We start from the raw sequence: 22,220 nt of genomic DNA on the forward strand, positions 1-22,220 counted from the left end.
ACCCACAACATCACCCCCACCGCCCCCAGCACCAGCACAATCACCAGGGTAATCAGCCAGGCGCGCTGGAAGATCCGCTTGCGCGCGGTCTCGAACGCCTGCTCCACGGTCACGGCAAACCGTTGCTCGTCCTGCACCTGATGGTTATAGGCCTGCACGGTCTTGATCTGGCCCAGGGTTTCGGACACGTAGCTGCCGATGTCGGCGATGCGGTCCTGGCTCATGCGCGACAGGCTGCGCACCCGGCGACCGAAGATCAGGATCGGCGCAATCACCAGCGGCAAGGCGACCACCACGATGCTGGTGAGCTTGGGGTTGGTGATGAACAGCAGGATCACCCCGCCGATCACCATCAACAAATTACGCAGGAACAACGACAGCGAAGAGCCGATCACCGATTGCAGCAAAGTGGTGTCGGCCGTCAGGCGCGACTGGATCTCGGAGCTGCGGTTGTCCTCATAAAAACCGGGATGCAGGTAGACGAGGTGGTTGAACACCTGCCGGCGAATGTCGGCGACCACCCGCTCGCCGATCCACGACACCAGGTAAAAACGCGCAAAGGTGCCGACCGCCAAGCCCCCAACCAACAACATGAACAGGCCGATGGATTGATTGAGCAGATGCGGTGACTGGGTCATGAACCCCTGATCCACCAGCAGTCGAATGCCCTGCCCCATGGACAGGGTGATGCCCGCCGTGGCAATCAGCGCCAACAACGCGCCGAGGGCCGGCCAACGGTACGGTGCGAGAAAACGACTGGTCAGGCGAATGGCACGGCGGTGACGGGCAGAAAGCATCAAAATCATCCAGGTGCGCCACGGCGCGGTGGTTTGAAGGGAACTTGTGTAAATAACAATGAGTCAGGTTAATTATGACCGCAAGGCCTAGGAGCTAGACGCTATTGGTCTAAAGTCCGGGTGGCAACCCTGCGTTATTTCTGGTGGACTGTCGATGCCGTTCAGGAAAGACCGCAGGGACTGTCACAGCCCGGTCACCAGGCGGTTTTATAGTAAGCACACAACCTGATGAGGAGACAGGCCATGTCCTTGCAACACAGCAGCGAAGACAAGATTGAAGTGATTCGTACACAGCCCGGCCAGTCTCTGGGTTGCTCGATTATCGACGAGCAGGGGCGCGAAGTGCCAATCACTGAAGACATGATCCAGGACGCTTGCCGCGACCTGGAGAAGCGATTGGTCGAGCCTGCCAAACAAGATTGATATAGCCCGTCTTCTTGACCCGGCCCTTATGGCCGGGTTTTTTATGGGCCGTCTCTTAACCCCGCTTTGATGGCCGGGTTTTTTATGGGCGGTTTATGGCATACCCCCGTAGGAGCTGCCGCAGGCTGCGATCTTTTGATCTTGCTTCTGGTTTTTTACAATCAAGAACCAGATCAAAAGATCGCAGCCTTCGGCAGCTCCTACGGGAAGGTAGGCGCTACGCCGGGATTGAGGTGGCCCCTAATGCCGCCACGATCATTTGCAACTCCACCGACTCCCCCTCAACCCGCACCTGCAGCCCATCAATCTCACGGCGCAACGGGTAATGCTTGCGCAGGGCATCAAACGCCGCACGCTGCTCGCTCACACTGCCTACAAGGCTGCGACGGAAATCCGCATCATCACGGCGTGGGTCGTACACCCCGCGGCACAACATCGCCAGCGCCCAGGCCGGGTCGGTCTGGGCGTTGAGGGTGACCTGCGCCAACCAGGGCGCCGGCAGCAGCTCACTCAGGCTGACCGTCGCCGGCTGCCCAAGGAAATCGCAAAACGCCTGATAGATCTGCGCCGTGCCGCGCTGCTTGCCATCGAGGCTGTAACCGGCAATGTGCGGCGTGGCCAACACGCACAGGTCCGCCAGCGCCACATCCACCTCAGGCTCACCTTCCCAGACATCCAGCACCGCCTGCAGGTCTTCGCGCTGCAGCAGCACGTTGCGCAAGGCGGCGTTGTCGACCACCGGGCCGCGGCTGGCGTTGATCAGCCAGGTGCCGGGTTTGAGCTGGCTCAGGCGATCGCGGTCGAACAGGTGCCAGGTGGACTGCGCGCCGTGTTTTTTCAGGGGGGTGTGCAGGCTGATGACATCGCAGCGCTCGATGACCTGCTCCAGGCTGACAAAATCACCCCCCTCGGCGCTCTGGCGCGGCGGGTCGCAGACCAGCACGTTCCAGCCCAGGCCCTTCAGGACTTCAACCAGGCGACCGCCCACTTCACCGGCACCCACCACGCCATAAGTGCGCTGCTTGAGGTCCGCGCCTTCGATCTCGGCCAGGGTCAACAGGCTGCCCAGCACATAGTCGACCACGCCCCGGGCGTTGCAGCCCGGAGCGCTCGACCAGCTGATGCCGGCTTGCTGGAAGTAATCCAGGTCAAGGTGATCGGTGCCGATGGTGCAGGTGCCGACAAACCGCACCTTGCTGCCTTCGAGCAAAGCACGGTTGACGTTGGTCACGGAACGCACCAGCAACACGTCGGCCTGCTCAACGGTGGCGCGATCAATCGACCGCCCCGGTACCCGGCGGATCTCACCGAAGGATTCGAAAAAGGCATCGAGTAGCGGGATATTTTCGTCGGCAACGATCAGCATGGTGGGCTCCTTTGGGGGATCGGCAGTGTAGGCGCAGATGCCACCCACCGCCTAGCACCGATCCCTCACCACCCGCAGGAGCTGCCGAAGGCTGCGATCTTTTGACCTTGATCTTCGGGGCATTCGAACCCGTCAAAGCCAAGATCAAAAGATCGCAGCCTTCGGCAGCTCCTACGGGGGACCGTGGCGGGATGAGGGAATGGTTTTTGTGCAATTACAAATCCCCAACATAGCTATTTTCCTGACCACTGCGTCAACGCGTAGAATGCCCCGCCTCGCGCATCAATACCTTTGGACGTTACGCCTTGAATTCCGCCACTGACCACGCCTCTACCACCCCCCTCACCCGCCCGGCCCGGGTGCGTCTGGAGCTGAAAAACCTGCTGGGCCTGGCCCTGCCGATCATGATCGCGCAGCTGGCCACCACCGCCATGGGTTTCGTCGACGCCGTGATGGCCGGCCGGGTCGGGCCGCGGGATCTGGCGGCGGTGGCCCTGGGTAACTCGATCTGGGTGCCGGTGTTCCTGCTGATGACAGGCACCCTGCTCGCCACCACCCCGAAAGTCGCCCAGCGCTTTGGCGCCGGCACCCACAGCGAAATCGGCCCGATCGTGCGCCAGGCGCTGTGGCTCGCACTGGTCGTAGGTTTGATGGCCACCGGCATGCTGCTCAGCGCCGAGCCGATCCTGCACATGATGAACGTCGACCCCGAACTCATCGGCCCCTGCATGCAATACCTGCACGGCATTGCCAGCGGCCTGCCTGCGGTGGCGCTCTACCACGTGCTGCGCTGCTTCAGCGACGGCCTTGGGCGCACCCGCCCGGCCATGGTCCTGGGCTTGTGCGGCCTGGCGCTGAACATCCCGCTCAACTACATCTTCATCTATGGCCACTTCGGCGTGCCCGCCATGGGTGGCGTTGGCTGCGGTTGGGCCACGGCGATCGTGATGTGGGTGATGGCCCTGGGCATGGCCGGCTGGGAACGCTGGGCGCCGGTTTATCAGTCGAGCCAGTTGTTCAGCCGCTTCGAATGGCCGAAGTGGTCGGTGATCAAGCGCCTGCTCTCCATCGGTCTGCCAATCGGCATTGCGGTGTTTGCCGAGTCGAGCATCTTCGCCGTGATCGCCCTGTTGATCGGCAGCCTCGGCGCGACCGTCGTGGCCGGGCACCAGATCGCCCTCAACTTCAGCTCCCTGGTGTTCATGATCCCCTACTCACTGGGCATGGCCGTCACCGTACGCGTCGGCCAGGCCCTCGGGCGGGAGCAACCGCGGGAAGCAAGGTTCGCCGCCGGCGTCGGCATGGGCACCGCGCTGGCGTATGCGTGCATTTCGGCGAGCATGATGCTGTTGCTGCGCGAGCAGATCGCGACCATCTACACCTCGGACCCGACGGTGATTCATGTTGCAGCGATGCTGATCGTGTATTCGGCGCTGTTCCAGTTCTCCGACGCGATCCAGGTCACGGCAGCCGGCGCCCTGCGCGGTTATCAGGACACCCGGGTAACGATGATCCTGACCCTGTTCGCCTACTGGGGCATTGGTTTGCCCGTGGGCTACGCGCTAGGCCTCACCGACTGGTTCGGCGAACCAAGCGGCCCGAGCGGGCTATGGCAAGGCCTGATCGTCGGCCTGAGCTGCGCGGCACTGATGCTCTCCATCCGCCTGACCCGCAGCGCCCGCCGGCGCATCCGCATCACCCTGTAGGAGCCTGGCTAGCCAGCGATGACGGTGTCACATTCACCATCGCCATCGCTGGCAAGCCAGCTCCCACAGGTTTGTGGTGTTGCACAATCCAACAAACACCCGCGCGCCCTGTGGGAGCCTGGCTTGCCAGCGATGGCGGTGTCACATTCACCATCGCTATCGCTGGCTAGCCAGCTCCCACAAGGTGCTCATCCATGCTCAAGCGAGCTGCTTAAGCGAGTTTCTTGCGAATCCAGTAGAGGTAGGTCCCTGCCTCTTCATGCTGCCCAACCAGTTCATGGTCGAGGAACACACAAAACTTGGGAATGTCACGGCGGGTCGACGGGTCGGTGGCAATCACCTTCAGCAGACCGCCAGGCACCAGGTCACGGATGTGCTGGTGCAACATCATCACCGGCTCCGGGCAGTTGAGGCCGGTGGCGTCGAGGGTGCCGTCGACCGGCGTATCAAGCATTTCACTCATGATTCACTCCTGAAACTGGCCGACATTGTCGCGCAATGTCGGGTGTTCGGTCATCTGTGGCATAACACGCTCCCCGTAGGAGCTGCCGAAGGCTGCGATCTTTTGATCGTGATCTTGATCTTTCAAGGCTGCTGAACATCAAGATCAAAAGATCGCAGCCTTCGGCAGCTCCTACCGGGGGGCGATCTTTTGATCGTGATCTTGATCTTTCAAGGTTGCTGAACATCAAGATCAAAAGATCGCAGCCTTCGGCAGCTCCTACGGGGGCTTGGGGTTAGCGGGACTTGGGCTTTTTTACATCAATCCTGCGCAAATGACAGGTCACCTCTTCCCGGTCGTGATACAGCTGCTTGCAGCCAATCTCCACCCGAATCCCCCGCGCCTTGAAGCCCTCGGCAATCCGCTCCAGCAAGCGCTTCACCTCGGCATAGCGCTGCTTCATCGGCAACTTCAGGTTCACCACCGCCTCACGGCAATGCCCCTCGCCGATCCACTCCTCCAGCATCGCCGCATTGCGCGCCGGCTTCTCGACGATGTCGCACACCATCCAGTCCACCGGCTGCTTGGGCTTGAAGGTGAAACCATCCGCCATCAAATGCTGCACCAACCCGGTTTCCATCAGGCTTTCCGCCATCGGCCCGTTATCGATCGCCGTCACCAGCATGCCGCGGTTCACCAACTGCCAGGTCCAGCCGCCCGGCGCCGCACCCAGGTCCACACCGGTCATGTCACTGTGCAAGCGCTCATCCCACTGGTCCCGCGGGATAAAGTGGTGCCACGCCTCCTCCAGCTTCAACGTCGAACGACTCGGCGCCTCGCGGGGAAACTTCAACCGTGGAATGCCCATCGGCCACATCGCCGAATTGTTCGACTCCGCCAGCCCCATGAACACTTCGCGCCCACTCTTGAACGTCAGCAGCAACCGCGGCTTGAGCGGGTCTTCCACCAGCTTGCCCGCCGCCATCAGCGCCTTGCGCAAATGCACTTCGAACTTCTTGCAGAAATTCGACAGCTCCTTGCCATCGTTGGTATCGACCATCTCCAGCCACAAACTGCCACACAGCGCAAAGTCAGCCATGTGCGCCAGGATCACACTGATGCGATCCGTTTCCGGCAGCTCGATAAACATCCCGCGAGCCCACTGGCGCGGGAAAATCAAATCGGCAAACCGCTGCCCGCGCATCAGGCGCTCGGCGCCGTCTTCCTCGGTGCAGATAAACTCGGCAAAGGCGCTGGCAGTCTTGGCCTTGGCATAACCGGCCACGTTCAAACGGGCCGCATGCTCGGAAATCTCGGAGCAGACTTCGCCTTCGAAGCCCGGCCGGCAATGCATAAAGAGGGTGTTCATTATTACTCCTGGGCAGATGGCGAGGAATTCAGCCACTGCGCGATGCCCAGGCTTGCGTTGAAGCAAAGCCTGTCACGAAAACCGGCGCATGATAGCCGAGTTCGGAACCTTGGACCTGTCCATAGAGTCCAGTTATTAGCGTTAAGCCGCAAACAGGACTAGGTTAAGACCTCAGTTCGTCCCCTCAGTCCGTAGCCGTGCGGATCAAAAGGAGTGATCGTAATGCCGTCCCTCGATAGCCTGAAAACCCTCAAAACCCTGCAAGTCGACGACAAGACCTACCATTATTTCAGTCTGCCCGACGCCGCCAAGAGCCTCGGTGACCTCGACAAACTGCCCATGTCTTTGAAAGTACTACTGGAAAACCTGCTGCGCTGGGAAGATGAAAAGACCGTCACCGGCGCCGACCTCAAGGCCATTGCCGCCTGGCTCAAAGAGCGCCGCTCCGATCGGGAAATCCAGTACCGCCCCGCCCGCGTACTGATGCAGGACTTTACCGGCGTCCCCGCCGTGGTCGACCTGGCCGCCATGCGCGCCGCCATGGCGAAGGCCGGCGGCGACCCGCAACGCATCAACCCGCTGTCCCCCGTGGACCTGGTCATCGACCACTCGGTGATGGTCGACAAATTCGGCACCGCCGGCGCCTTCGAGCAGAACGTCGACATCGAAATGCAGCGTAACGGCGAACGCTACGCCTTCCTGCGTTGGGGGCAGAGCGCCTTCGACAACTTCAGCGTCGTGCCACCGGGCACCGGCATCTGCCACCAGGTCAACCTCGAGTACCTGGGGCGCACCGTCTGGACCAAAGATGAAGACGGCCGCACCTACGCCTTCCCCGACACCCTGGTCGGCACCGACTCCCACACCACCATGATCAACGGCCTCGGCGTACTCGGCTGGGGCGTCGGCGGCATCGAAGCGGAAGCGGCGATGCTCGGCCAACCGGTATCCATGCTGATTCCGGAAGTCATCGGCTTCAAACTCACCGGCAAACTCAAGGAAGGCATCACCGCCACCGACCTGGTGCTCACCGTCACCCAAATGCTGCGCAAGAAAGGCGTGGTCGGCAAATTCGTCGAATTCTACGGCGACGGCCTCGCCGACCTGCCCCTGGCCGACCGCGCGACCATCGCCAACATGGCCCCGGAATACGGCGCCACCTGCGGCTTCTTCCCGGTGGACGACGTCACCCTCGACTACCTGCGCCTCTCGGGCCGCCCGCCAGAAACCGTCAAGCTGGTCGAGGCCTACTGCAAAACCCAGGGCCTGTGGCGCCTGCCGGGCAAGGAACCGGCGTTCACCGACAGCCTGGCCCTGGACATGTCCAGCGTCGAAGCCAGCCTCGCCGGGCCGAAACGCCCGCAAGACCGCGTCTCGCTGCCCAACGTCGCCCAGGCCTTCAGCGACTTCATCGACCTGCAATTCAAACCCACCAGCAAAGAAGAAGGTCGCCTGGAAAGTGAAGGCGGCGGTGGCGTAGCCGTGGGCAACGCCGACCTGGTCGGCGAAACCGACTACGAATACGACGGCCACACCTACCGCCTGAAAAACGGCGCCGTGGTCATCGCCGCCATCACCTCCTGCACCAACACCTCCAACCCCAGCGTGATGATGGCCGCGGGCCTGGTGGCGAAAAAAGCCGTGGAAAAAGGCCTGACCCGCAAACCCTGGGTCAAAACCTCCCTGGCCCCCGGCTCGAAAGTCGTCACCGACTACTACAAGGCCGCAGGCCTGACCCAATACCTCGATCAACTCGGCTTCGCCCTGGTCGGCTACGGCTGCACCACCTGCATCGGCAACTCCGGCCCCCTGCCGGAACCGATCGAAAAAGCCATCCAGAAAGCCGACCTCACCGTCGCCTCCGTGCTGTCCGGCAACCGCAACTTCGAAGGCCGCGTGCACCCGCTGGTGAAAACCAACTGGCTCGCCTCCCCGCCACTGGTGGTCGCCTACGCACTGGCCGGCACCGTGCGCACCGACATCAGCAGCGAACCCCTGGGCAACGACCACGACGGCAACCCGGTCTACCTGCGTGACATCTGGCCCAGCACCCAGGAAATCGCCGACGCCGTAAGCCAGGTCAACACCGCCATGTTCCACAAGGAATACGCCGAAGTGTTCGCCGGCGATGAACAATGGCAAGCCATCGAAGTGCCGCAAGCCGCCACCTACGTCTGGCAGGACGACTCCACCTACATCCAGCACCCACCGTTCTTCGACGACATCGGCGGCCCGCCGCCTGTGGTCAAGGATGTCGCCGGCGCCCGGGTCCTCGCCATGCTCGGCGACTCCGTCACCACCGACCACATCTCCCCCGCCGGCAACATCAAGGTCGACAGCCCCGCCGGCCAATACCTGCGCAGCAAAGGCGTAGATCCCCGGGACTTCAACTCCTACGGCTCGCGCCGCGGCAACCACGAAGTGATGATGCGCGGCACCTTCGCCAACATTCGCATCCGCAACGAAATGCTCGGCGGCGAAGAAGGCGGCAACACGATCTACATCCCCACCGGCGAAAAAGTCGCGATCTACGACGCCGCCATGCGCTACCAGGCCGCCGGCACCCCGCTAGTCGTCATCGCCGGCCAGGAATACGGCACCGGCTCCAGCCGCGACTGGGCCGCCAAAGGCACCAACCTGCTGGGCGTCAAAGCCGTCATCGCCGAAAGCTTCGAACGCATCCACCGCTCCAACCTGGTCGGCATGGGCGTACTTCCCCTGCAATTCAAACTCGACCAGAACCGCAAAAGCCTCAACCTCACCGGCAAGGAAACCCTCGACATCCTCGGCCTGACCGGCGTCGAACTCACCCCACGCATGAACCTGACCCTGGTCATCACCCGGGAAAACGGCAGTCGCGAGAAGGTCGATGTGCTGTGCCGGATCGATACGCTGAACGAAGTCGAATACTTCAAATCCGGCGGCATCCTGCACTACGTACTGCGCCAACTAATAGCCTCATAACCCAAGCGGGGGGATCAAAAATCCCCCCAACACCAACACCAACACCAACACCACTAACCCATGTGGGGCTTGCCCGCGATAGCGGTATAACAAACACCACCCTCTCCAATCCCCCCCCTAAACACCATCCTGATGCGCTGCTCGAAAAATTCGGGCTTTGATGCGCGATAAATGAACGTGGAAAAATTTTCGCATAGCGGGCGATCAGCGCGGCCTCAGTCGCCGCAGGGTTTACGTCCACAAAAATAGGTTTAGGCCGTTCGCGCATAGGGCACCTCAGTCAACTGGGGGACGCCGTCAGCAACCCGCCACTGCACCCGCAACGTGGTCCGAGGGGCGTCGATATTTACCTCGACCTTTACGACCCAGACGCGGGTTTGCCAACGGCAGATCACGTCAACCGCTTCGCGAACCAAATGGGGGGTCACCCTGTTTTCGGGCCAATCGAAATAAAGGTGGAGATCGCTGCCGAACTCCGGCCGGTGCGGGTCACTGCCCTTGGGCGCAGACGGCACGATACGGATCGCCTGATCGATATCGCACAGGCCCTCGACAACCTCTCCCGGAGTGCCGAGGGCGGGCTGCCAATGGGTGGCGGTGATGCTGGTGTAGAGAATGGGCGTCGTCATGCGCCAATCATGCGAAAACAGCGGCGCGGCGGCTTTTAATCGGGTTTAAAGAGAATGAGGAAACGTGGCCGGGGCGGAAATGCCTGTTCTCCGTGCGCAAATCATCGTAATTTACGCGCCATAACTACAAGGACGTTTGAGGGTTTAAGTGGGAGCTTATCGTCTGCTATTGGCCGTTTTGGTCGCCGTTTCTCATATGGGCAAAACGTTCATGGGGTTAAACCCCGGCGTGGTTGCCGTGATTTCTTTCCTGATCATCAGCGGTTTTGTGATGACCTCGCTGATCGAGCGCAACTACAGTTCGCCGGATAAAATCGGCCTGTTCTACGTGGACAGGGCATTACGGCTTTACCCTCAGTTCTTGTTCTACTTCGTTTCCTCCTGCCTGGTGATCTATTTCCTGCTTCCCGGCACGCCTCAAGCGGCCGAGCTGACGTTCAGGAACATCGCCGCAAGCCTTCCCATTGTGCCGCTGGGTTTCTACATGTTCGGAATGGCCGGATCGGAGATCTTGCCGCCGGCCTGGTCGCTGGGGCTTGAGATGTGTTTCTACCTGGTTATCCCTTTTCTGATCATCTACAGGGCGCGGGGCGTTGCGTTTTCCCTGTCCGTCATCGTCTTCATCGCCGCCAGCCTTGGGTTCATCAACGCCGACCTATATGGCTACCGACTTTTGCCGGGAGTCCTGTTCATGTTCCTGTGCGGCAGTTACCTGTACAAACCACAAGCGAAGGGTTTAGCGATCGCTGCCGGCACCGCCGTGGTTGCGGCGCTGATGTTCGCGGCAATCATGGCGGGCTTGATTGAGCGGCGGCCGTTCAACGCCGAGGTCACCGCCGGCATCGCACTGGGCGTGCCCGCCGTGTACCTGCTAACAAAGCTCAAGTTTCACCGGGTGGACGAGTTCTTGGGGAACATCAGTTACGGCGTGTTCCTGAATCACTTCGTGGTCATGTACTTCCTGCGCGCATTTTGGCCGGTAGCCTACGACGGGCATATCGTTGCAACGGTGTTGGTGTTGTCGTTTTTGCTGAGCGGCGTGTCGTACTGCTACGTCGAACGGCCGGCCTTGAAGCTTCGCCACGCGCTTCGGGCCGGCGCGAAATATGGGGCGAGTCAGCCGCAGGGCCGGGAAATGGCAGCCTAGTGGCTGTGGTGATTGGAGTTACCGCGCGCGTCCATACCGCCACTTGTTCGCCCAGTTCGGGCAACAGCGGCCGGCGCTTGGTGCCTTGGGCGTTCCGCTGCGGTAAGTGCAGCCAGTAGCTTTCGACGCCGTCGCGGTCATCCAGTCGAACCCGTACCCGGCATGTCACGTAATCAACGGCGCTGACTTCGCCGTATTCCAGTTCAACGCCCATCAGTTGTTCCCCATGATCAAGCGACCTTTTCGTGCTGAATGCCGTAAGTTGAGAGCGCCAAGTCGGGTTTGATCGTGTCCGCCGCCAGCCCAATCGACGGCGCCGAAACGCGGCAAGTTGACGGCTCGGCGGTGTATTGGAGCGGATTGGCCCAGGTTTATCTCACGTTCCCCTTGGTATTTATCTCAGTCCCAAACACCATCCCCCCAAAAAAATCCCAAAACCTCCGCCCCCCCTAACAACTATCCCTCCAACATGGATTGCCCCTCCCTCCCACATCTGCCTAAATGCCCAAACCAGCGAAGCCCCCACCAAGGACGACCCCATGCTCCGCCTCCCCTGGCCGTACCTCACCATGCTCACCGCCGGCTACGTCCTGGCGCTCACCTACGGTCAACTGTCCCTCCAGGCCAGCATCCCCATCACCCTGCTCCTGCTAGCCGGCTTCGCCGTCCAACCCCAAAACCACCGATACGCCCGCTACTTCGGCCACAGCCTGTTCGTTCTCCTGGCAATAGCCTTGGCCCTCCACTACCTGACCGGCTTCCACAACGCCCAGGTCATCGAGCCCCAACGCTTCAGCGACAACGCCGTACCCTTCTCGATGTACCTCAACCTCGACAAACCCCTGCTCGGCTTCTGGCTCCTGCTCGCCTGCCCCTGGATCATCGCCCAACGCGCCTTCAGCCCAACCCTGAAAACCGGCGCCATCGCCCTGACCCTCACCGCACTCGCCACCTTCACCTGCGCCTGGCTGCTGGGCATCATCCAATGGGCCCCCAAATGGCCCGACGTCGCGCGCATCTGGCTCCTCAACAACCTGCTATTAGTCACCCTGGTAGAAGAAGCCCTGTTCCGCGGCTATATACAGGGCGGCCTGAGCCAAAGACTCAAACACCTCCCGTACGGCGAACACCTCGCCGTGTTACTTGCTGCAACAGTTTTTGGGCTCGCGCACTGGGGCGCCGGGTGGCAGTGGATGCTGCTGGCAACCCTCGCCGGCATCGGCTACGGCCTGGCCTACCGCTTCGGCGGACTGGCCGCAGCCATCGCCACGCATTTCGGGTTAAACCTGCTGCACTTCGGGCTGTTCACCTACCCAATGCTGGCGGGATAGCCATCACGGCCAAGCAAACGTCCGTATGACAGAAAGTTCCTACAGAGCCTTGACCCTCCCCCCCTACGCCACTAGAGTGCACGCTTTTAAAATGGCCCCGGCAGCATTAATGCACCGGAGAAGGCCGTACTGTTGCGCTGGAAAGGAATTCCATCCCCCTCCTCCTGCTGCCCGTGCGGTCACCACACTCGTTTCCGTAACCTGCGCAGCCCTATGTTCAATAAAATCCTGGTTGTATGCATCGGCAACATCTGCCGCAGCCCCACCGTAGAAGCCCTGCTTAAAAGTAAGCTGGCCCATCGCGGCATCGACGTAAGCTCAGCCGGCCTCGGCGCCCTCGTGGACAAATCCATGGACGCCACCGCACTGGAAGTCCTGCGCGAGCACGGCGGCGACCTGCCAGACCATAAAGGTCGGCAATTGACTCGAGAAATGCTGCAACAGGCCGATGTAATACTGACCATGGAACAGCGCCACGTGGACAGCATCGCGCGAATGGCCCCGGAAGTACGCGGAAAGACGTTCCTGCTAGGCAAGTGGCAGAACAACCAGGAAATTCCCGACCCGTACCGCCAGCAGAAAGTCGCATTCGAACACGTCTACCAGTTGATGACGCAAGGCGTCGACAGCTGGTCGCAAAAATTATAATCACCTCTTGTAAAAGTACCCCGCATGCCAAGCCAAAACAGCCTACCTATTCAGGATCACAGCGACGACGATAGCGATATTGATCTGCTCGCGCTTTTCGGCAACTTGATCGATAGCAAGTGGATCATTATCGGTATTACAACCGTTTTTTTTGCATTAGGGGTCACCTACGCCCTATTGGCGACGCCAATCTACCAAGCAAACGCACTGGTTCAAGTAGAGCAGAAAAAAGGCGGGATGTCCGCTTTAGGCGGGATGGGAGATGTGGGCGAGATGTTCGGAGGTACATCTGCGGCGGTCACTGAAATCGAGCTGCTGAAATCGCGCGCAGTGCTCGGCAAAGCCGTAGAGAATCTAAAGCTAGACATCGTGATCACACCAAATTACTTTCCTCAGATTGGTCAATTTCTTAGCAGACGCTTCCAGCCAACAACTCCCACCGACCTGGCTTCGCCTTTGCTTGGCTTGAATAGCTATACGTGGGGTGGAGAAAAGCTCGATATATTCCAATTTGAAGTACCGGATGCGTATCTGGGGAAAACACTGACGCTGAGAGCAGAAGGCGAAGACAGTTTCATACTGATTAATGGTGACGAAGAACTCCTATTGAGCGGAAAAACTGGTGACAAGATTGAGCACGACGGCTTCAAGGTTCAAATCTCCACACTCAATGCTAATCCAGGTGCATTGTTCTACATCACTAAGCAGCGCCGGCTGAGCACTATTTTGCAATATCAGGCAAATCTAGATGCTAACGAACGAGGCAAAGAGTCCGGTATCATCGCCCTATCGCTGGAAAGCGCGGATCCTGCTCAGGCCAGCCGAATTTTAGATGAAGTCAGCCGACTGTACGTACTACAGAACGTTCAGCGCAACTCGGCTGAGGCAGCGCAAAGCTTGGAATTTCTCCGCACTCAATTGCCGGATGTTCGCAAACAGCTCGAGAAAGCCGAGGGACAACTGAACGCTTACCAGACCAGCGCTCGCTCAGTAGACATCACTATTGAAACAAAAGCTGTGCTCGATCAGATCGTTGCACTGGAAACGTTAATTTCCGAATTAAAGCTAAAACAAGCGGAAATGGAGCATCGTTTCACTCGGGAACACCCGGCCTATCAAGCCTTAATGACCCAGATGGGGCAACTGGACCAGCAAAAACGAGCGTTAGAAAAGAAAGTTAAAAATTTGCCAGAAACTCAGCAGGAATTGTTACGCCTTGCACGCGACATGCAAGTGACCACAGAGATATACACGCAGCTATTAAACAAAACTCAAGAGCTGGATATCATTCGAGCGGGTACTGTTGGCAATGTTCGCATCATTGATGCTGCTGAAGCGAACACAGAAAAACCAGTTCAACCAAAAAAACAAATGATTGTATTAATTGCGACGCTGCTCGGCGCACTAATTTCTATAGCATACGTACTAATTCACAGAGCATTTAATCGCGGCATCGAAGACCCTGAGGCGATCGAACAATTAGGCATCCCTGTTTACGCCTCAATCCCGCTTAGCAAGGGACAATCACTAATCGAAAACAATTTGAGAGGCAATAGTAAGGATCAGGGCGGCTCATTGCTGTTGGCTGTGATTAACCCCGCAGACCTTGCTGTTGAATCATTGCGCAGCTTAAGAACTAGCCTTCACTTTGCAACACTCGAGGCGAAGAACAATATATTGATGATCTCGGGACCGAGCCCAGCCGTCGGTAAATCCTTCGTATCCTGCAATTTAGCGGCGATTATCGCCCAAACTGGTCAAAAAGTTCTATTGGTCGATGCGGACATGCGTAAGGGCTACCTCAACAAGATGTTCCGCATGGACGTCAGCAACGGCTTATCCGACCTACTGGCTGGTAAGATCGATCTGAACAAAGCAATCCATCAAACGGAAGTCGAAAACCTGGACGTTATCACTCGCGGCCAAATACCACCGAACCCGTCGGAACTGCTGATGCATAGCAACTTCACCCATTTTTTGGAAAAAATCAGCAGCCAGTACGACTTGGTAATTATCGATACTCCACCGATCCTGGCAGTGACTGATGCAGCCTTGGTTGGTCGACAGGCCGGCACAAGTCTGATCGTTACCCGTTTCGGCGTTAACGCCGTTAAGGAAATCCAGGTGACCAAGCGCCGATTCGAACAAAACGGCATCATCGTCAAAGGTGCAATTTTCAACGCAGTGGAACGAAAAGCTTCGGCCTATGGCTACGGCAGCTACAGCTACTATCAATACGAGTACGCCTCAGACAAAAAATAGCGCTGTATATCAGGGCGGCGCCGCTGCCCTGATCTACCCATGAGAGCCCACCGCATGCCCCCTCAGCACCCGCCGCCTCGCTGGTACCTGATCCTTTGCAAGCCACGACAAGACTCGCGCGCCGAAGAGAATCTGACGCGCCAAGCCTTTAAGTGCTACCGCCCCATCCAACTCATAGAACGCATCCAGAGGGGCCGCCGTACCACTTCGGTGCGATCATTATTCCCTGGCTACCTGTTCATCCAGCTCGATCAGCTAAACGACAACTGGCACCCTATCCGCTCAACCCGCGGAGTAAATCAACTCGTCACCTTCGGTAAACAGCCCATCGCAGTAGCAGACGAACTTATCGAACAGCTCCGAAAACGACTTCAAAATCACCTAACCGCCCTCCCAAAAAATTCCACAGCACTTGAGCCAGGTGACCACGTACGCATCACCAGCGGCAGCTACAAAGAACTCGAGGCTATCTTCCTCGCCCACGACGGCGCCGAACGAATCGTGATCCTCCTGCAGCTCCTGCACCGCGAACACACCCTAAGCGTCCCGATCACCGCAATAGAAAAAACCTGACAACGCTTGTCCTATAAAACAAAAACAATCTATCACCTCCCCCGCCACCGCCCCCACCCTGTAGGAGCTGCCGAAGGCTGCGATCTTTTGATCTAGAACCTTCGCAACACCACTCACTTGAGCCGCAATACCATCCTCCACAAGCGCCACACAACCCTCTTCAATGCCCCCCGCATCCACCGCCCCCCAAAACCAATGACCCCTGCCCCAAGGTCCCAGGTCTGGCCGGTCACTCCAGACACCGCCGTCGTGACCCATTACTCAAAACACACAGTTCCGGCTATCGGATCTTTCCTATAAAACTGCTTTACCCTTCACTTTTCCAACCAAATCAGTAAAATGCGCCGTCGGCTGAGGGTATCAACTCACTCCGGCAGGATGCCATTGCACAGACCTCGCGTTGTGCAGCAGTCAAGGACAGACTCATCTCCTCTGCTTGCCATTAAACGAGCCCAGACTCGTCCTGCCTGATTGATCCTCACCCCAAAAAATTGCCAGCGCTTGCGCATACGGCTCACGTCGCACCCACGGCGCACGTTCTCAGGAAACCGACGGTGAATCCTGGGGCGGTAGCGTGCCCAAAACCTTGATATTGGCCAAGGCGAAGCGCCTCCCCAGAAACGGATTATGGGAACGCCACGACAACAACCGGTTTGTGCCTCAGGCCCAAACAGCAACTCTAGCTGACCGGTGTACATTCTCCGGACAGCGGGTGCAGCCTGGATGGCTATGCCCAATGAACGTAAGGGACAATATTTTGATTCGCAAGCGCAACACTACAATGCCAGTGGGCCGGGGCCTTACCTTCTGGGCTCAATGGGTGTCAGCAATCGCAGTAATCATATTATTGCTATGCGCACTAGCCGTGATAAAAACCGGCGAAGTCGATACACAGTACCGCATCCTAAGTGTACTTATGTTGCTTGGCTCCGTGCCGGCTTACTCCATGATGCAGGTCTACCATAAACACCACGGATATCTTGTCGGTCTTGGCAGATTGCTTGCTGGCTGGCTATTACTACTCTCCGGTTTGATGGTTATGGCTTTCATCACTAAGACGAGCGAACTTTTTTCACGGGAGGTAATTATCACTCTCGCGTTATGTGGTTTCGGCTTACAAGCCGCTCTGTATGTACCGTTACATAATCTAGCACAGCGCTATCAACAGAAGCTTCAGGCCGCTCGCACTTCGCTAATCGTTGGTACTGGGGAGCTCGCACTGGACCTAGCTGACAAACTAGCTCGACAGAAAAACGAACCATTAATCGGACTGGTAGCAGCAGACGACTTACCATTAACCGACGATAACCTGTATCCAATTTTAGGGAGCCTTGCTCACCTGCGAGACCTAATCGCGACTCATCGCATTCGTAGACTCTATATAGCTTTGCCACTTACAGAGGCGGAAAAAATCGAAGAGCTTTACATCGATTTACTAGACTCAAGCGTCGATGTGATCTGGATTCCGGATCTTCAAAGCTTAATATTGCTAAATCACTCTGTGTCGGAAATCGAGGGGTTGCCAGCCATTCACCTGAATGAAAGTCCGCTGACCACCTATCCTACTGCTGCCCTATCGAAGGCGGTTTTAGATCGCTCGATCGCCCTCGTTGCAATTATTCTTCTTAGTCCAGTATTACTTGCCACTGCCTTAGCAGTAAAATTGTCGTCTCCTGGGCCCGTGTTGTTCAAACAAAAACGGCACGGCTGGAATGGAAAAATCATTAAGGTTTGGAAGTTTCGCTCTATGAGAATGCACGAAGATCATGAAGTAAAACAGGCAAGTCGAGATGATCCCCGGATCACCCGCGTTGGACAATTCATCCGCCGGACGTCCATAGATGAATTGCCACAACTGTTCAATGCCTTGCAAGGACGCATGTCTTTAGTGGGGCCGCGGCCTCACGCTGTGGCTCATAACGACTACTACACGGGCAAAATCGACGCCTATATGGCCCGGCATCGAATCAAACCAGGTATTACCGGATTAGCACAAATTAGTGGGTTCCGTGGCGAGACTGAAACCATCGACAAGATGGAGAAGCGAGTAGAGCTCGATCTCGCCTATATTAATAATTGGTCGTTGTGGCTAGATATAAAGATACTGATCAAAACGCCATTTACGCTTTTATCCAAAAACATTTATTGACATGATGCTCACTAACTAAAGCAACATCACAGTTCGACCTTTAACCTGATCATCATTAAACAATGGCCTATCTCTAATGAAAACACTATGCGTCTTCGGCACTCGCCCCGAAGCCATCAAAATGGCACCACTGGTTCTTGCGTTAGACGCCGATAATCGCTTCGATGCGAAAGTCTGCGTAACCGGTCAACATCGAGAAATGCTGGATCAAGTTCTGGACTTGTTCACAATCAGCCCTGATTTCGATTTAAATGTTATGAAACCAGGCCAAGACCTGACTGATGTAAGCTCCGCAATTATGCAGGGATTAAGGTCGGTATTTTTGCAGTTCAAACCAGACATAGTTTTAGTGCACGGTGACACCGCCACAACTTTCGCAGCAAGTCTAGCTGCCTATTATCATCAAATACCGGTCGCTCACGTAGAAGCAGGACTTCGAACAGGCAATCTCTTTTCGCCGTGGCCTGAGGAAGGAAACCGCAAGCTGACAGGTGTACTGACTAAACTGCACTTCGCACCCACCGAAACCTCGCAAGCCAACCTTCTACGTGAAGGAGTGAATCCAGGGTCAATTACCGTAACCGGCAATACCGTTATTGATGCGTTGCTTGGTGTTATCGCGCGCCTTGATCAAGACCCTATTCTTAATGCGAAAGCCGCGGCACCAAGTGCATTCCTTGATCCAAGCCGCAAATTAATTCTTGTTACCGGTCATCGCCGAGAAAGCTTCGGAGACGGTTTCGAGCGCATTTGCCAAGCGTTAATGGAGGTCGCCCAGCAACATCCGGAAGTTGACATCGTCTATCCAGTACATCTAAACCCTAATGTACGAGAGCCGGTCAATCGCCTACTTACCGGGATTGGAAATATATATCTAATCGATCCGTTAGACTACCTGCCCTTCATCTACATGATGAGCCGAGCTTATATCATATTGACCGATTCTGGCGGTATACAAGAGGAAGCACCATCACTGGGCAAACCTGTTTTAGTGATGCGGGATACGACCGAACGGCCAGAGGCAGTAGCTGCGGGAACGGTAAAACTGGTGGGCACCGACACCGTCAATATGATCCGTGAAATAAATCGCTTACTTACCGACCCTGTTGCATATCGTACTATGAGCTTTGCTCATAATCCGTACGGGGACGGCAAAGCCTGTCAGCGCATCATTGATGCCCTGCTTGCTAACAACGGTCCAAATAACTAAGAAACTGATTTAAGTCACTTTGTATCTTTAGCATGTATTAACAAAACTTAATCAAGGACGTTCCATGCCCTTTGCAACCATCTCCGTTATCGGTCTCGGCTACATCGGTCTGCCAACAGCGGCTGTTTTCGCGTCGCGTAAAAAACAAGTGATCGGCGTAGACGTAAATCAAAACGCAGTGGATATCATAAATCGTGGTCAGATTCATATCGTTGAACCAGACTTAGATATGGTTGTGCACGCCGCAGTCACCGAAGGATACCTCCGTGCCACCACAAAACCGGAGCCTGCCGACGCTTTCTTAATTGCCGTGCCTACGCCGTTTAAGGGTAATCACGAGCCAGACTTGAGCTATATTAAGGCAGCTAGTAAAAGCATTGCGGCGGTTCTGAAGAAGGGCGACTTGGTTATCCTAGAATCGACATCCCCGGTCGGCGCCACGGAGCAAATGGCTGCTTGGCTGGCCGACGCTCGCCCCGACTTAAGTTTCCCCCAAACACATGGTGAAAACTCAGATATCCGTATTGCACACTGCCCAGAACGCGTTCTACCGGGCCATGTGCTACGTGAACTAGTACAAAATGACCGTGTAATCGGGGGTATGACACCTAAGTGCTCTGAGTTGGCTATCAGTTTGTACAAGATCTTTGTAAAAGGCGACTGCATCATTACGAATGCTCGCACCGCTGAAATGTGTAAACTTACTGAGAACAGCTTCCGCGACACGAATATTGCGTTCGCTAACGAACTCTCTATGATCTGCGATAAATTAGACATTAACGTCTGGGAATTAATTACATTAGCAAATCGACACCCACGAGTTAACATACTTCAACCCGGTCCAGGCGTGGGCGGGCATTGTATCGCTGTTGACCCTTGGTTTATCGTTAACAAAACCCCAGATCAAGCTCAATTAATTCGAGTTGCTCGCGAGGTTAATGATAGTAAGCCTAACTGGGTAATCGAACAGGTATCTTCAGCAGTCGCTGATTTTTTACAAGCAAATCCTGATAAAAACGCTCAGCAAGTAACAATTGCATGCTTTGGACTAGCCTTCAAACCTGATATTGATGATTTAAGAGAGAGCCCTGCTGTACTGATTTCGAAACAGATTGCTTCGAAACACGTTGGCAGAATGTTAGCAGTGGAACCAAATATCCTTGAGTTGCCACCTGAGCTAGCTTGCGACTTTACACTGCTAAGCTTAGAAAACGCTTTGGATGAAGCTGATGTTTTAGTTTTACTAGTAGATCATACCGAATTCAAAGCAGTCTCCGCGACCGATCTTATTGGATATAAGGTAGTTGATACTCGGGGAATCTGGACCTCGTAACAACTTTAAGTAACGAATACTATATAAAGTGCATGAAGTTCTACATTTAACCTTTTTCAGCTTTCCATAAGTAACATTCACGCACCTTGTAAATCGAATAGCGATCGGATGACCTGCAGTAACATGACGGGTTCGAACGCCAGATTAGTTAAGCCCAAAGATATTCTTTGGTCAGGGAACTCGAATGAGCAGTAAACCTATCTACGTAACCCAGCCATACTTGCCACCTTTGAAAGAATTTATTCCCTATCTAGAACAGATTTGGGACAACAAAATTCTTACGAATGGTGGACCGATGCATCAGCAGCTCGAGGACGCGCTGTGCGATTATCTTGGCGTCGAGCATATCGCTCTTTTTAACAACGGCACCATTGCATTGTTAACAGCATTACAAGCCTTGAGAGTTACAGGAGAGGTGATTACCACTCCATATTCCTTTGTTGCTACTGCACATTCACTATTATGGAACGGAATCAAGCCAGTCTTCGTTGACATCGATCCTCAAAATCTAAATTTAGACCCTGCAAAAATTGAAGCTGCTATCACCCCGCAGACAACAGCCATAATGCCAGTTCATTGTTACGGGAACCCTTGCGATGTGAAAGCTATCCAAAGAATAGCCGACAATTATAACCTGCGGGTTATCTATGACTCCGCACATGCTTTCGGAGTAAAAGATGCAGGCGGAAGCATTCTTCGACACGGGGATCTAAGCGTTTTAAGCTTCCATGCCACCAAAGTATTTAATACATTCGAAGGTGGCGCTATTGTTTGCCCCGACGCCAAAACAAAACAACGTATTAACAATTTGAAAAACTTCGGAATAGTTGACGAGGTCACCGTAGTAGCCCCAGGCATAAATGGCAAAATGAGCGAAATTAATGCCGCATTTGGCCTACTACAATTACAACATATCGATCGTGTAATGAATCGCCGCCGTGAGATCGATGCAATATACCGTGAGCAACTGTCAACTATCAAGGGCATTCGGCTAATCGAAAAAACAGAACAGGTAGTAGAAAACAATTCGTATTTCCCTATCCTTATAGAGCCCGAATACGCGTTAAGCCGCGATGATCTTTACAACAAGTTTAAAGAATCTAACATATTTGCTCGACGTTATTTCTATCCGTTAATTAGCGAATTTCCAATGTATCGAGGAATGCAATCGGCTCGTCGAAACAATCTCTCTGTAGCCAACGACGCCGCAGAAAAAGTACTTTGCTTGCCGATATATCCAGCTATGGAAAATAGCGATGTAACTCGTATCTTAGACATTATAAAGGAATATTGAGGTGGCATTTCTCACTCGCGAACAGATTTTTGAGATGGGTTTTATTCATGTTGGCGAGAACGTTAAACTATCAGACAAAGCTTCATATTATAATTGTGCCAACATAACTATCGGAAACAATGTAAGGATTGATGACTTTTGTGTTATTTCTGCCGGAACTGGCGGGATTGTGATTGGAAGCTACATTCACATCGCAGTTTATAGTTTACTAACAGGCGCAGGAAAAATTACATTAAATGATTTTAGCGGTCTATCATCTCGGGTCTCAATTTACAGCAGTAGCGATGACTACTCTGGGGCCAGCATGACCAATCCAACGGTGCCAGACGAGTTTACATGCGTCAAAAGCGCCGATATTTCCGTTGGGCGACATGTCATAGTTGGGGCTGGTAGCATAGTACTTCCCGGTGTGATTATTGAGGAAGGAGTAGCCGTTGGCGCACTAAGCTTAGTATCGAAAAATTGTCTAGCTTTTGGCATTTATTCTGGTGTTCCGGTAAAGCGAATAAAAGAAAGAAAAAATGACTTTTTAGACCTAGAACAAAAACTCCGCAACAAATTGACTGATAACTAATGC

At 55.4% G+C, this 22,220-nt stretch carries 18 protein-coding genes; 13 read left to right on the top strand and 5 right to left on the bottom strand.

Features of this window, described 5'->3' with window-relative positions:
* Positions 1-806 (bottom strand): ABC transporter transmembrane domain-containing protein (locus IMW75_RS16945; RefSeq protein WP_272873858.1); only part of this gene is annotated, 806 nt, incomplete at its 3' end.
* A 234-nt stretch (positions 807-1,040) separates the two neighbouring features.
* On the opposite strand from IMW75_RS16945, the gene IMW75_RS16950 reads away from it, so the two are divergent.
* Positions 1,041-1,220, top strand: a complete 180-nt coding sequence (locus tag IMW75_RS16950; RefSeq protein WP_045062396.1) for a PA1571 family protein — start codon at positions 1,041-1,043, stop codon at positions 1,218-1,220.
* 217 nt (positions 1,221-1,437) lie between these two features.
* Here IMW75_RS16950 and pdxB read toward each other — a convergent pair whose 3' ends face one another.
* Positions 1,438-2,586: a 4-phosphoerythronate dehydrogenase PdxB gene (gene pdxB / locus IMW75_RS16955; protein WP_205893258.1), complete on the bottom strand. Its 1,149-nt coding sequence runs from the start codon at positions 2,584-2,586 to the stop codon at positions 1,438-1,440.
* A 305-nt stretch (positions 2,587-2,891) separates the two neighbouring features.
* Here pdxB and IMW75_RS16960 point away from each other — a divergent pair, with 305 nt between their 5' ends.
* Positions 2,892-4,292, top strand: coding sequence for an MATE family efflux transporter (locus IMW75_RS16960; protein ID WP_205893259.1), 1,401 nt, complete (start codon positions 2,892-2,894; stop codon positions 4,290-4,292).
* Positions 4,293-4,503: 211 nt separating this feature from the next.
* Here IMW75_RS16960 and tusA read toward each other — a convergent pair whose 3' ends face one another.
* Complete coding sequence (gene tusA / locus IMW75_RS16965) at positions 4,504-4,755, bottom strand: sulfurtransferase TusA (RefSeq protein WP_045062389.1); 252 nt, start codon at positions 4,753-4,755, stop codon at positions 4,504-4,506.
* Positions 4,756-5,029: 274 nt separating this feature from the next.
* Positions 5,030-6,103: a 23S rRNA (cytidine(2498)-2'-O)-methyltransferase RlmM gene (gene rlmM, locus IMW75_RS16970; protein ID WP_205893260.1), complete on the bottom strand. Its 1,074-nt coding sequence runs from the start codon at positions 6,101-6,103 to the stop codon at positions 5,030-5,032.
* Positions 6,104-6,325: 222 nt separating this feature from the next.
* Between rlmM and acnA the strand changes: the two genes are divergently transcribed.
* Positions 6,326-9,067 (top strand): aconitate hydratase AcnA, encoded by a 2,742-nt coding sequence (gene acnA / locus IMW75_RS16975; RefSeq protein ID WP_205893261.1) that lies wholly within the window; start codon positions 6,326-6,328, stop codon positions 9,065-9,067.
* A gap of 251 nt (positions 9,068-9,318) precedes the next feature.
* On the opposite strand, the gene IMW75_RS16980 is transcribed toward acnA, so the two are convergent.
* Complete coding sequence (locus tag IMW75_RS16980) at positions 9,319-9,696, bottom strand: GPW/gp25 family protein (protein ID WP_205893262.1); 378 nt, start codon at positions 9,694-9,696, stop codon at positions 9,319-9,321.
* 148 nt (positions 9,697-9,844) lie between these two features.
* Here IMW75_RS16980 and IMW75_RS16985 point away from each other — a divergent pair, with 148 nt between their 5' ends.
* The 10 genes from IMW75_RS16985 to IMW75_RS17030 all read left to right on the top strand — a co-directional run bounded on the left by IMW75_RS16985 (position 9,845) and on the right by IMW75_RS17030 (position 22,217).
* The gene (locus tag IMW75_RS16985) at positions 9,845-10,843 is read left to right on the top strand and encodes an acyltransferase family protein (RefSeq protein WP_205893263.1); all 999 of its coding nucleotides are present in this window, start codon (positions 9,845-9,847) and stop codon (positions 10,841-10,843) included.
* Between the two features lie 539 nt (positions 10,844-11,382).
* The gene (locus IMW75_RS16990) at positions 11,383-12,174 is read left to right on the top strand and encodes a CPBP family intramembrane glutamic endopeptidase (protein WP_205893264.1); all 792 of its coding nucleotides are present in this window, start codon (positions 11,383-11,385) and stop codon (positions 12,172-12,174) included.
* Between the two features lie 213 nt (positions 12,175-12,387).
* A complete protein-coding gene (locus IMW75_RS16995) occupies positions 12,388-12,822 on the top strand; it encodes a low molecular weight protein-tyrosine-phosphatase (RefSeq protein WP_122838149.1) in 435 nt (144 codons plus the stop codon).
* A gap of 24 nt (positions 12,823-12,846) precedes the next feature.
* Positions 12,847-15,084, top strand: a complete 2,238-nt coding sequence (locus IMW75_RS17000) for a polysaccharide biosynthesis tyrosine autokinase (protein ID WP_205893265.1) — start codon at positions 12,847-12,849, stop codon at positions 15,082-15,084.
* A gap of 54 nt (positions 15,085-15,138) precedes the next feature.
* Complete coding sequence (gene rfaH / locus IMW75_RS17005; RefSeq protein ID WP_205893267.1) at positions 15,139-15,657, top strand: transcription/translation regulatory transformer protein RfaH; 519 nt, start codon at positions 15,139-15,141, stop codon at positions 15,655-15,657.
* Positions 15,658-16,393: 736 nt separating this feature from the next.
* Positions 16,394-17,806: an undecaprenyl-phosphate glucose phosphotransferase gene (locus IMW75_RS17010; protein WP_205893268.1), complete on the top strand. Its 1,413-nt coding sequence runs from the start codon at positions 16,394-16,396 to the stop codon at positions 17,804-17,806.
* 76 nt (positions 17,807-17,882) lie between these two features.
* Positions 17,883-19,016: a non-hydrolyzing UDP-N-acetylglucosamine 2-epimerase gene (wecB, locus tag IMW75_RS17015; protein ID WP_205893269.1), complete on the top strand. Its 1,134-nt coding sequence runs from the start codon at positions 17,883-17,885 to the stop codon at positions 19,014-19,016.
* Between the two features lie 64 nt (positions 19,017-19,080).
* On the top strand, positions 19,081-20,349 hold the full coding sequence (wecC, locus tag IMW75_RS17020) for a UDP-N-acetyl-D-mannosamine dehydrogenase (RefSeq protein ID WP_205893270.1): 1,269 nt from the start codon (positions 19,081-19,083) through the stop codon (positions 20,347-20,349).
* 184 nt (positions 20,350-20,533) lie between these two features.
* On the top strand, positions 20,534-21,643 hold the full coding sequence (locus IMW75_RS17025; protein ID WP_205893271.1) for a DegT/DnrJ/EryC1/StrS family aminotransferase: 1,110 nt from the start codon (positions 20,534-20,536) through the stop codon (positions 21,641-21,643).
* Position 21,644: 1 nt separating this feature from the next.
* On the top strand, positions 21,645-22,217 hold the full coding sequence (locus tag IMW75_RS17030; RefSeq protein ID WP_205893272.1) for an acyltransferase: 573 nt from the start codon (positions 21,645-21,647) through the stop codon (positions 22,215-22,217).
* The last annotated feature ends 3 nt before the right edge of the window (positions 22,218-22,220 follow it).

Source organism: Pseudomonas gregormendelii (genome assembly GCF_017114825.1).
Lineage (GTDB): Bacteria > Pseudomonadota > Gammaproteobacteria > Pseudomonadales > Pseudomonadaceae > Aquipseudomonas > Aquipseudomonas gregormendelii.

Bases quoted from the DNA above. Each gene is read 5' to 3' on its own strand.
- IMW75_RS17010 (WP_205893268.1), top strand. From the start codon at position 16,394: ATGAACGTAAGGGACAATATTTTGATTCGCAAGCGCAACACTACAATG.
- wecB (WP_205893269.1), top strand. From the start codon at position 17,883: ATGAAAACACTATGCGTCTTCGGCACTCGCCCCGAAGCCATCAAAATG.
- pdxB (WP_205893258.1), bottom strand. From the start codon at position 2,586: ATGCTGATCGTTGCCGACGAAAATATCCCGCTACTCGATGCCTTTTTC.
- IMW75_RS16980 (WP_205893262.1), bottom strand. From the start codon at position 9,696: ATGACGACGCCCATTCTCTACACCAGCATCACCGCCACCCATTGGCAG.
- IMW75_RS16995 (WP_122838149.1), top strand. From the start codon at position 12,388: ATGTTCAATAAAATCCTGGTTGTATGCATCGGCAACATCTGCCGCAGC.
- acnA (WP_205893261.1), top strand. From the start codon at position 6,326: ATGCCGTCCCTCGATAGCCTGAAAACCCTCAAAACCCTGCAAGTCGAC.
- IMW75_RS17025 (WP_205893271.1), top strand. From the start codon at position 20,534: ATGAGCAGTAAACCTATCTACGTAACCCAGCCATACTTGCCACCTTTG.
- rlmM (WP_205893260.1), bottom strand. From the start codon at position 6,103: ATGAACACCCTCTTTATGCATTGCCGGCCGGGCTTCGAAGGCGAAGTC.
- IMW75_RS16950 (WP_045062396.1), top strand. From the start codon at position 1,041: ATGTCCTTGCAACACAGCAGCGAAGACAAGATTGAAGTGATTCGTACA.
- tusA (WP_045062389.1), bottom strand. From the start codon at position 4,755: ATGAGTGAAATGCTTGATACGCCGGTCGACGGCACCCTCGACGCCACC.
- IMW75_RS16990 (WP_205893264.1), top strand. From the start codon at position 11,383: ATGCTCCGCCTCCCCTGGCCGTACCTCACCATGCTCACCGCCGGCTAC.
- rfaH (WP_205893267.1), top strand. From the start codon at position 15,139: ATGCCCCCTCAGCACCCGCCGCCTCGCTGGTACCTGATCCTTTGCAAG.
- wecC (WP_205893270.1), top strand. From the start codon at position 19,081: ATGCCCTTTGCAACCATCTCCGTTATCGGTCTCGGCTACATCGGTCTG.
- IMW75_RS17000 (WP_205893265.1), top strand. From the start codon at position 12,847: ATGCCAAGCCAAAACAGCCTACCTATTCAGGATCACAGCGACGACGAT.